Consider the following 10,818-nt stretch of genomic DNA (forward strand, 5'->3'; position numbering starts at 1 on the left):
CCATAACGGCTATTTTGATACCAATTTTAGCCGCATCCACGGGACTGATGGGGGTAAAAGAAGCGCTGAGAGGGTTTGCAGACCCTAATATTTTTTTATTTTTCGGTGGTTTTGCTTTGGCTGCTACAATGCACTTTCAAAAGCTCGATAAAATCATCGCTCAGAGAATTTTGTCGCTAGCAAAGGGGAATTTCACCCTCGCGGTATTTTATCTCTTTTTTGCCACGGCATTTTTGTCCATGTGGATGTCCAATACCGCGACCACAGCGATGATGCTGCCCCTAGCCATCGGCATGCTCTCGCAACTGAATTTTGCGGAAAATAAAAACACCTATTGTTTCGTTTTGCTAGGCATTGCCTTTAGCGCTAGCATCGGTGGCATAGGCACTCTCGTCGGCACCCCTCCCAATGCCATCGTAGCGACTAATCTCAACATCACTTTTGCCCAATGGCTAAAATATGGAATTCCTGTCGTTATCATTTTCATGCCTTTGATGATAGCGGTGCTTTATTTCACCCTCAGACCAAGACTCCACTTTAAAGTCGGCACAAATTTAGAGGAAAAAATCCCCATGGATAAGCAAAAATACATCACTTTGATGATTTTTATCCTCATCGCTAGCTGCTGGATTTTTAGCTCCCACATCAATCCCCTCCTTTCGGAATTTTTTAATCTTGGCAAAAAAATAAGCTCCTTTGATAGCCTAGTGGCCCTTTTGGCTGCCGTGCTGGTGTGTGTTTTTGGCGTGGTTGATTGGGAAAAGATCCAAAAAAATACCGACTGGGGCGTCCTGATGCTTTTTGGAGGGGGCATCACCCTCAGTCTCATCCTCAAGGATAGCGGCGCGAGTAAGGTTATGGCCGATGGCATCATCAGTCTTGTGCAAGGGAAGAATTTATTCTTCATCGTGCTTTTGCTCGCATTTTTCATCGTCTTTTTGACAGAATTCACCTCCAACACAGCCTCAGCAGCCCTCATCGTGCCGCTTTGCGTCTCCATCGCCGAGTCTTTGGGCGTAAGCGCCCTCACACTCGCCCTCATCATCGGCATAGGAGCGAGTTGCGCCTTCATGCTCCCCGTGGCCACCCCGCCAAATGCCATCGTCTTTGGCACGGGCTACATCAGGCAGGGGCAAATGATAAGGGTGGGAATTTACCTCAACATACTTTGCTCCATCATCCTCGCCTCTTTGGCTTATTTTTTCTGGCTTGAGGCTTGAAGTTGTTGTTTTGTTTCCAAAGCGCATTAAAATCGGGGCGCAATTAAATTTTTGGAGTTTGCCTGATGAAGACAAAATTTTTCACCGCCCTATTTTTGGGGCTTTTTGGATACAGCTTTGCTGCGGATAAGCTCATCATCGCTCACCGTGGGGCCAGCGCCTACCTGCCCGAGCATACGCTTGAAAGCAAGGTCCTAGCCTACGCTCAGGGTGCGCCCTACATCGAGCAGGATGTGGTTATGAGTAAGGATAATCGACTCATCGTCATTCACGATTTGTATTTAGACAAAACAAGCGATGTGGCGGAGAAATTCCCCAAAAGAAAGAGAAAAGATGGGCATTTTTATGTGATAGATTTCACCTTAAAGGAGCTAAAAAGCCTGAAAATGAGCGAGGGCTTCAAGGGCGAAAACGACAGCTCCAACGCCTATCCTAACAGATTCCCCGCCAAAAAATCCCACTTTGTCATTAACACCCTAGAAGAAGAAATCGAGCTCATCCAGGGGCTTAATAAAACCCTAGGCAAGGATGTGGGGATCTATGTGGAGACTAAAAGGCCGTGGTTTCACAAGCAGGAAGGTAAGGACATTTCTAAGGCGACCCTAGAGGTGCTTAAAAAATACGGCTATGCGGATAAAAATTCAAAGGTGTATTTTCAAAGCTTCGACTACCCTGATTTGGTGCGCGTGAAAAAGGAGCTCCTGCCTCAGCTTGGCATGGATATAAAGCTTGTGGCGCTTGTGGGGCTTAATGACTGGCTTGAGACCTACGAGGAGAAAGATGGCAAGTGGCAGCCTTATGATTTTAGCTATCTTACGGATGTGAAAAATTACCCCGACATCGCCAAAATCGTAGATGGAGTGGGGCCGACCTATGCTTTGATTTTCGATACGCAAAAAAGCAAAAAGGGTAAAATTGTCGCCAATGATTTCGTCAAAAATGCCCACAAATTCAAGCTTGAAGTGCATCCCTACACCATACGCGCAGATGCCCTGCCCGACTATGCCGGCTCTGTGGAGGAGCTCTTTGATGCTGTACTTTTCAAGGCAGGAGCTGACGGCGTTTTCACAGATTTTCCTGATTTGGGCCTGAAATTTTTAGCCCGATAACTTCGCGAGGACTGAGGTCCTCCGAGCTTAAATTTTCACCACACCTCACACTCGCGATACTTCAAGCCACGGGCCCACCTTGCCTCAAGCGATACCTCAAGCCACGCCAAGATGCTTCACCACGCCCCACACCACGCGATGCTAGTCGATCTTAAGCACACTTAGAAAGGCCTCTTGCGGCAGGTGCACCTTGCCGATGGCCTTCATGCGCTTTTTGCCCTCTTTTTGCTTTTCCAAAAGCTTTCTCTTGCGCGTGATGTCCCCGCCGTAGCATTTGGCGGTTACATTCTTGCCCATCGATTTTATCGTTTCTCTGGCGATGATTTTATTCCCCACACTGGCCTGAATCGCCACTTCAAAAAGCTGACGCGGCACGATTTGCTTCATCGCCCCCACCAGCTCCCTGCCCTTACTCAAGGCCTTAGAATTCGGCACGATGATGCTTAGCGCATCCACATTTTCCCCCGCCACCCTGATGTCAAGCCGCACCAAGTCCCCCACCTTATACCCGCTCGGCTCATAATCAAAGCTCGCATAGCCCTTCGTGAGGCTTTTAAGCCTATCGTAAAAATCCATCACTATCTCATTTAGGGGCACCTCATATTCCAAAAGCACCCTTTGTGGCGTGATGTAGTCCATTTTAAGCTGCAGGGCTCTTTTGTGGTTTAAAAGCGTGATGAGATTCCCTAAAAATTCACTCGGCACGATGATGGTCGCTTTCACAAAGGGCTCCTCGATACGCTCGATTTTATTGACAGGCGGCAGTTCACTGGGGTTTTGAATTTCCAAAATTTTCCCGTCCGTTTGGATGATTTTGTAAGTTACCGTCGGGGCCGTGGCTATCAAATCCAGTCCAAATTCCCGCTCCAAGCGCTCCTTGATCACCTCCATGTGCAAAAGCCCCAAAAAACCCACCCTAAAGCCAAAGCCCAAGGCCAGCGAAGTCTCAGGCTCGTAGCTGATGGAGCTATCATTGAGCCTTAGCTTGTCAAGGGCCTCGCGCAGGTCCTCAAATTTGTCCGTATCTATGGGATAAAGCCCTGCAAAAACAAAGGGCTTTGCCCTTTCAAAGCCACCGATGGGCTCTTTTGCTTTATTTTTGCTTAAGCTTATCGTATCGCCCACCTGCACATCGCTCACATTTTTAAGCCCCAAAACCAGCACCCCCACCTCGCCACTCTCCAAGCGACTCGTTTTGATGGGGCTTAGCGGATGCGGGTAAAACAAATCCTGCACGAACTGCCTTTTTCCGCTACTCATGATCAAAATTTCATCATTTTTCGCGATGCTGCCCTCATAAAGCCGCACCAACGCCAAAGCGCCCAAATAATTATCAAACCACGAATCATAAATCAATGCCCTCGTGGGCGCCGTTTCGTTGATCTTGGGCGCTGGGATCTTGGTGATGATGCGCGCCAAAAGCTCCCCGATGCCCTCGCCCGTCTTGGCACTCACGCAGATCGCATCCTCGCAATCGATGCCTATGATGTGCTCGATTTCGTGCCTGACCCGCTCCACATCAGCCGAGGGGAGGTCGATTTTGTTGATCACGGGGATGATTTCAAGGTCGTTTTCTAGGGCGATATAGACATTGGCGATGGTCTGTGCCTCCACGCCCTGACTGGCATCGACGACAAGCAGCGCCCCCTCGCAGCTAGCAAGCGAGCGACTCACCTCGTAGGAAAAATCCACATGCCCGGGTGTGTCGATGAGGTTTAAGATGAAATCTTGCCCTTCAAATTCATAGCTCAGGCGCACCGATTGTGCCTTGATGGTGATGCCCCTTTCCTTTTCTATGTCCATCGTGTCCATAACCTGCGCACTCATCAAGCGCTGTGAAATCGCCCCGCACTCGGTGATGATCCTATCGGCCAGGGTGCTTTTACCATGATCGATGTGAGCGATAATGGAGAAATTTCTAATATTTTTCATCAAATCCTCGCAAAAAAGGCACATTCTAACCAAAACTTCATTTAAAACCAATAAAAAATTTAAGCAAAGCACAATATAATAGGGCTATGGATAGAATTTTAAAAGCACTGAGCCCAGCCTTATTTTTGCTATTTTCCCCCCTGTGCGCGTCCAACCTAGCAGAACTCATAGAGCTTAGCCTCCAAAACGAAAGCTATCTGGCAAAAAATTCTCAACACCAACAAAGCGAAAACGACTACCAAGCCGCTTTTGCTTCCTATCTACCCAGCCTAAGCCTAAGCGGGGCTTATGTGGCGAATAACAAGGATCGCCGCATCATAGACGCGCAAGAAGCCCTTTTTGCCAAGTTTAGCTTGAATTTTTTGCTTTTCGATGGGGGCAAGAGGGAGGCGACCCTGCGGGGACTGGAATTTAAGAAAAATTTAAGCGCTTTGGATAGGATGCAGAGCAAAAACGCCCTCGCTTTAAATGCCATCACACTTTATTTTAATTATCTAAGCCTTGAAAAAATCATCAAGGCCCAGGAGCAAAAGGCCCTTTTTTTGGAAAAAACCCTCCTGAGGGTGCAAAAATTTCATCGGGCTGGACTGAGCGCGAAAGACGAGCTAGAAAGCATCAGGGCGCGATATCATCTGGCAAATTTGGAATTTTTGCAAAAAAAACTGGGACTTGAGGGGGTCAAAAAAGAGCTCACCATCCTCAGTCAAAGAAATTTCATCCCAGAAGAGGGGGCGAGGATGAAGGAGCTTGGGGATGAGCGTGCGAGCAATGTTGAAATTTTAAAGGCCAAGGAGCGGGTGGGGCTAGCGCAAGAGGCTCTTAGCATCGCTAAGGCAGAATTTTTCCCGCGCTTTTTTGTGCAAAATCATTTCGCTTTTTATAAAAATCACCACCCTCTCAAACTCGCTTCCAATTTGCAAAATTTCAGCGAGGGACTGGCAGAAAAATACGCGCAAAATAATCAATTTGTGCTGGGTTTTGAGTGGAAAATTTTTGACTTTGATGCGAGGGGGAGGGAGCTTGAAAACAGGCGTTTGGATGTGCAAATAAGCCGGGCCAATCTCAAGCTAGCTCAGCGCCAAAATGAAGAGGATCTAGCTTTTCTTAGAAAAAATTTGCAGGTTTTGGTTGAGCAAATCAGCACCCTAAAAATCGCCCTTGATGCGGCCAACCTAGCCTTTGAAAGTGTCGATAAAAAATACACAGCAGGACTTTGCTCTTATGTGGAGTATCTGGGGGCACTGGAGGCGAAATTTAGGGCGGCGGGGGAGTTGGAGCTTGCGGAAAATGAGCTTGAAATCACCAAGGCGAATTATTATTTTTTGGCCGGATTTGACCTTGAGGAGAGGATCGTGCGATGAGGATCGTGCTTTTTTGGCTGGGGGCCTTTGCGCTGGGATTTGCTGGGGAAATTTATGCAAGCTTTAGCGTTGAGGCTAGGATGCAAAGCAAGCTCACGCTCGAAGCGGTGGGCATCGTGAAGGATCTTCGAGTTCAGGTTGGCGATAGGGTCAAAAGGGGTGAAATTTTACTCAGCCTTGATGATGAGAGCGAGCGTTTGGCCCTAGAAAACGCAAAAAACGACTACAATCTGGCCCTGAGTGAGTTTAAAAACGCTCAAAGCAAGATGCAAAAATTCCAAGCCGTGCGCGAGGTCATCGACAAGCAAAGCTATGAGGATGTGCAAACGGCCCTCACCCTTTCAAAACTGAGGCTGGAAAAGGCCAGACTGGGCGTGAGGCACTATCAAAATTTGCGCGAAAAAAAGCAGCTCAAGGCCCCCTATGATGCCATCATCGCGAATAAATTTGTCCAAGTGGGCGAGGGCGCTAGGGGCGTGGGGGAGGTCTTGGTGGAGGTTTTTTCCTATCCTGAGGTGAAGCTTGTCTTAAGCTTTGATGAAAAATACAAAGACGCGGTGAAAATCGGGCAAACCTTCCTCTACAAACTGGACGGAAGCGACGAGGAATTTCGTGGCAAAATCGCCCTCATCCACCCCAGCATCGAGGAAAAAACAAGAAAAATTTACGCCGAGGTTCATACGCAAAACCTCACTCCCGGACTCTTTGGCGAGGGCAAGATCCTCACGGATGAGTGATGTATAAGCTCGCCATCAACCGCCCCATCAGCATTTTGATGCTTTTTAGCGCTCTCATCATTTTTGGATTTTTATCGCTTTTTAGCATGAATGTGAATTTGTTCCCCAATGTCAGCATCCCGCTCATCAAGATCAGCACGAAGGCGGCGGGGGATTTGAGCTTTGTGGAGTCAAAAATCACAAAGGAAATCGAAAACGCCGTTTCTGAGATAGACGGGGTGAAAACGATCAATTCGGTCAGCTATGATAACTTCAGCCTTGTGATGGTGGAATTCAAACTGGATAAAAATCTTGAAGTCGCCGCCAACGATGTGCGCGATAAAATCGCCGCGCTAGGCCTTGAGGCAAGGCCTACGATCGAAAAGGTCAGTTCTGATTCTGGCACCACCCTTTCCATTTTTTTGAGTGCGGAGGACAAACGCCATCTCATGCAGGCCGTGCGGGATGAGATCGTGCCCTTTTTGCAGAGGGTTGATGGGGTGGGTAAGATCGAAAGCGTGGGCTTTCAAAGGCCCCAAGTCAAAATCGCCCTGCATCCTAATTTGCTAAGAAAATACCAACTCAACGCCCTAGAGGTCGCCAAAATCATCAAAGAGCAAAATTTCAAGCAGGCCTTGGGGGAACTTGAAAATCCTCAAGAAAACCACATCATCAAGGGCTATTTTGAGGCCACCTCACTGGAGGAGCTTGCCCATTTGAGGCTGGGGCCGGGAATTTTTCTAAGCGATGTGGCCACGCTTTCTCATCTTTATGAGGACGCAAAGCAGGCGGCGATTTTTGAGGGCAAGGAGGGCGTTTTATTGCAGCTTGCTAAGGTGGATGGCTCCAACAGCCTAGCGATGATAGAGGGGGTCAAAAAGGCCCTCCCCGACCTCGAAAAAAGCTTCCCGGAGGTAGATTTTAGCATCCTCTACGACAAGGGCCTCAACATCCACAAGCATCTCTCAAGCGTCCTTATCGACATGCTTTTAGGCGTCCTGCTGACCCTCGTCATTGTGTTTTTCTTCCTCCGTAATCTCAGCGCCACCCTCATCGCCTGCGTGGCCATCCCAAGCTCCATCATTGCGACCTTTTTCATCATCGATTTGCTAGGACAGGATCTCAACCGCCTCAGCTTCATCGCCCTGACCCTAAGCATAGGAATTTTCATCGATGATGCCATCGTGGTGATCGAAAACATCGCCAAAAAGCTCGCCACCCACCCCCCGCTAGAAGCGGCATTTTTGGGCATCCGCGAGATAGGCTTTAGCGTGCTAAGCATCAGCGTGGTCCTGCTTTGCGTCTTCGTGCCCATCTCCTACATGCACTCCATACCCGGGCTCTTTTTCAAGGCCCTAGGACTTAGCGTCGCAAGTGGGATTGTGGTGAGCTTTTTGGTGAGCGTCTTGCTCATCCCAAGCTTGGCGGCTAGGTTTTTAAGACCCAACGGGGGGAAATTTTTCCACCAAAGCGAGGCCCTTTTCGCAAAAATGGACGATTTTTATGAGAGGATTTTAAGAAAAATTCTACGCAACAAGGGCAAATTCATACTCTCAAGCCTTGCTCTCATCGCTTTTTGCTTTTTTTTGGCTGGTAGGATTGGGCTGGATTTTCTGCCCATGGAGGACGATAGCGAAATTCAAATTTTAATCCAAAGCAAAAAGGATCTAAGCCTTGAGGCGATGCGGGGAAAAACCCTGCCCCTGCTTGAGAAAATCCAAAACGACCCCAATGTCGCTCACGCCTTTTTGCTGGTGGGCTATGATGATGCTAGGGATGCTACGAGGGCTAAAATTTATGTCAAGCTCAAGCCGCTGGGTGAAAGGAGGCTCAGGCAAAAAGAGCTCATCGGCCTTTACCGCCAGAATTTAGCCGCAGATGGCCTGGAGCTTAAAATTTTAGAACTGCCCAAGATCGAAGGGGCTGGCGTGGATGATCCTGTGCAAATTCTTCTCTTGGGCGATGATTTGAGAGAGCTTGAAAACGGTGCGAGGCGGGCTAGGGAAATTTTAGCGCGCAAGGAGGGCGTGGTGGATATTAGTGATAATGCCCAGCTCAAAAAGGCCGAGCTCTCCCTGCGCATCAACAGGGAAAAAGCAAAGCGGCTCGACATCAGTCCTCAGTATGTCGCGGGGGTTTTGCAGCACTCCTTCGGCGAAGTTGTGGTGGGCAGCATGGACGGGGCTGGGGGGAGGGATGATCTTGTTTTGAGTTTGGCGCCTGAATTTAAAAGGGACATCGAGGCGCTCAAACGCATCAGCATCAAAAACAATCAGGGCTTGAATTTGGAGCTTTCTAGCGTGGTGGATTTCGTCTATGGCGAGGACTTGAAAAGCATCCATCGCTACAACAAAAGCCGCTCGGTGAAAATCACCGCCGCAGTCAATGGGCCCTCTTTGGACGCAGTGCAAAGGCTCATCCTTGAAAACAAAACCGAGCTTTTGGGCGAGGGGCTGGGGCTAGCCTTCACGGGCTTCATCAACCTATTGGATGAGACCCTGCAGGGCTTCATTTTCGCCATCATCCTAGGCCTCACCCTCATCTACCTCGTCCTTGCCGCGCTTTATGAGAGCTTCATTTTGCCCCTCATCATCATGATAAGCATGCCACTAGCCTTTGGGGGAGCCTGCGTGGGGCTTTTCCTCACGGGGCATAATTTCTCGCTCTTCGTCCTCATCGCCATCATCTTGCTCTTTGGCATGGTGGGGAAAAACGCCATCCTCCTCGTGGATGTGGCGAATAAAAAATGCCTCTCGGGGATGGATGCGGATCTCGCCCTTGTGGAGGCGGGGAGGCTGCGGCTGAGGGCGATTTTGATGACGAGCCTTGCGATGATCTTTGCGATGCTGCCCCTAGCACTCTCAAGGGGCGCTGGCTATGAGGCCAATGCCCCCATGGCGATCACCATCATTTTCGGCCTCATAAGCTCGACCCTCCTCACCCTGCTCATCGTGCCGGCGCTTTTTAAATTTTGCTTCGGGCTTGATAGTGGGCTTAGGAAAATTTACCAAAGGAAGAGGCTGGACTGAGGGATAAATTTTATCCCAAGCCTGAGGCTTTTTGGCGCGGGGGTGGGGCGCGAGAGGGGCAACCCCCATCAACCGCTCAATTCATCCACCAAATAAATCAAATGCTGCCAAGCCTCTTTCGTCGCATCGCTTAATCCTACCTCACAAGTGCTTGAGCTTGAGTAAAATCTTGTGATTTTTAAATTTGCAAAATAATTTTTCAAATCTTTAAGAGCGTTAGCGTTTAATTTAGGCTTTATAAAGCCTTTATCGCCAGCAAAGCCGCAGCAATGCGTGTTTTTATGCTCATAAACCCTAGCCTTAGTGCAAAGTGAGGCTAGCTTTTTTAAGCTCACATCAAAGCCACATTTTTTGCCCGAACACACAACAAAAAGCCCTATATCTTCTTCAAGCGGCTCGATGTTTAAGTGCGCTAGAATTTCTTTTTCCACAAATTCGCTCATGTCATAAATTTTTAATTTTTCGCCCAATTTTGAAAGCAATTGCGCGCTGCAAGCACTGTGATCGCACACAAGGGGGATTTTGCCGTTTTCACTTAAGCTTAAAAGCTCGTTTGTCATAGCCTTTAGCGGATTAAGCTCAGGCATTTTTAAGGTATAGTTTTTGAAGGCTTTGCCGCAGCAAAAATTTTTGACACTCTCAGGGTAAAGCACTGAAATTTTAGCCTTTTTGCAGAGATTTTCAAAGACTTCTTGCAGGCTTCTTTTGTCTTTGGCTAAGGCTGGGGGCGCGAAGGCTCTATTGAGGCAGGCGCTCAGGTAAATGACGCTTTTTGCGCCATGGATGCGTGAATTTAAAGGATAGCGGTTTGCCCTTGGCATGAAAATGGGCACTATGGGCGTGTGGAATTTTTCGTTCAAACTCAGGCTTAGGCTTTTCATTCTTTCCCTGCCTATGATTTTTGAGCCACAATGGGCTAAATTCAGGCCCCATTTCGCCACTTTCACGCCCTTGTTTAAATTTTTAGCCAAGAATTTTGCCAGAAAAATTCCCCTAGCGTTTTCGTTATTGTAGGCGTTAGCGATTTTAGCGCTGTCGATTTCTAAGGGACAAGCCACCGCGCACATGGAGCACCCCGCGCAAGTTTGCACCACTTCATACTCATAGCCTTTTTTAAGCTCTAAAAGCTCGCTTTCTTCCTCTTGGCTTCTATGAGCTAGCGCTTGGAGGCGTTTGATTTCCCGATGCACGGCGATTCTTTGGCGTGGGGTTAGGGTTAGGCTTTTGCTGGGGCAGTATTTTTCACAAAAGCCACACTCCATACAGGCCTCCAAAAAGTCCTCGATCTCGTGCGAGGGCTTGAAATTTTTGCTGTGGATTTTTTTATCTTCATTGATGATAACGCCCGGATTGATTAAATTTTTCGGGTCAAAAAGCGCTTTGATTTTTTTGTGAAACCGTTCCTACAAACCTATAAAAAACTATAAATAGTTACAAATATCTATAAATAA

At 48.2% G+C, this 10,818-nt stretch carries 7 protein-coding genes; 5 read left to right on the forward strand and 2 right to left on the reverse strand.

The genetic code is table 11. The features are described from left to right. Together Q4A73_RS06640 and glpQ are read left to right on the forward strand one after the other, a co-directional pair. On the forward strand, positions 1-1,220 hold a 1,220-nt coding region (locus tag Q4A73_RS06640; RefSeq protein WP_303206670.1), incomplete at its 5' end, for a DASS family sodium-coupled anion symporter. Between the two features lie 65 nt (positions 1,221-1,285). Then, positions 1,286-2,329 carry a glycerophosphodiester phosphodiesterase gene (glpQ, locus tag Q4A73_RS06645; RefSeq protein WP_303206671.1) on the forward strand — a complete coding sequence of 348 codons (1,044 nt, stop codon included), beginning with the start codon at positions 1,286-1,288 and terminating at the stop codon, positions 2,327-2,329. A gap of 141 nt (positions 2,330-2,470) precedes the next feature. On the opposite strand, the gene lepA is transcribed toward glpQ, so the two are convergent. Further along, positions 2,471-4,261, reverse strand: a complete 1,791-nt coding sequence (gene lepA, locus Q4A73_RS06650; protein ID WP_303206672.1) for a translation elongation factor 4 — start codon at positions 4,259-4,261, stop codon at positions 2,471-2,473. A gap of 86 nt (positions 4,262-4,347) precedes the next feature. On the opposite strand from lepA, the gene Q4A73_RS06655 reads away from it, so the two are divergent. Genes Q4A73_RS06655 through Q4A73_RS06665 form a run of 3 tightly spaced genes read left to right on the forward strand, consistent with a single transcriptional unit; the run spans position 4,348 to position 9,367 of the window. Then, complete coding sequence (locus Q4A73_RS06655) at positions 4,348-5,622, forward strand: TolC family protein (protein ID WP_303206673.1); 1,275 nt, start codon at positions 4,348-4,350, stop codon at positions 5,620-5,622. Then, positions 5,619-6,359: an efflux RND transporter periplasmic adaptor subunit gene (locus Q4A73_RS06660; RefSeq protein WP_303206674.1), complete on the forward strand. Its 741-nt coding sequence runs from the start codon at positions 5,619-5,621 to the stop codon at positions 6,357-6,359. The genes Q4A73_RS06655 and Q4A73_RS06660 overlap by 4 nt, the downstream gene beginning before the upstream one ends. Beyond that, positions 6,359-9,367, forward strand: coding sequence for an efflux RND transporter permease subunit (locus tag Q4A73_RS06665; protein WP_303206675.1), 3,009 nt, complete (start codon positions 6,359-6,361; stop codon positions 9,365-9,367). Before Q4A73_RS06660 ends, Q4A73_RS06665 begins: the two co-directional genes overlap by 1 nt. Before the next feature lie 68 nt (positions 9,368-9,435). Here Q4A73_RS06665 and Q4A73_RS06670 read toward each other — a convergent pair whose 3' ends face one another. Next, the gene (locus Q4A73_RS06670) at positions 9,436-10,629 is read right to left on the reverse strand and encodes a (Fe-S)-binding protein (RefSeq protein WP_303206676.1); all 1,194 of its coding nucleotides are present in this window, start codon (positions 10,627-10,629) and stop codon (positions 9,436-9,438) included. Positions 10,630-10,818: the final 189 nt, after the last annotated feature.

This window comes from Campylobacter sp. (assembly GCF_030528245.1).
GTDB lineage: Bacteria > Campylobacterota > Campylobacteria > Campylobacterales > Campylobacteraceae > Campylobacter_D.

Bases quoted from the DNA above. Each gene is read 5' to 3' on its own strand.
- Q4A73_RS06670 (WP_303206676.1), bottom strand. From the start codon at position 10,629: ATGGAGTGTGGCTTTTGTGAAAAATACTGCCCCAGCAAAAGCCTAACC.
- glpQ (WP_303206671.1), top strand. From the start codon at position 1,286: ATGAAGACAAAATTTTTCACCGCCCTATTTTTGGGGCTTTTTGGATAC.
- Q4A73_RS06655 (WP_303206673.1), top strand. From the start codon at position 4,348: ATGGATAGAATTTTAAAAGCACTGAGCCCAGCCTTATTTTTGCTATTT.
- Q4A73_RS06660 (WP_303206674.1), top strand. From the start codon at position 5,619: ATGAGGATCGTGCTTTTTTGGCTGGGGGCCTTTGCGCTGGGATTTGCT.
- lepA (WP_303206672.1), bottom strand. From the start codon at position 4,261: ATGAAAAATATTAGAAATTTCTCCATTATCGCTCACATCGATCATGGT.
- Q4A73_RS06665 (WP_303206675.1), top strand. From the start codon at position 6,359: ATGTATAAGCTCGCCATCAACCGCCCCATCAGCATTTTGATGCTTTTT.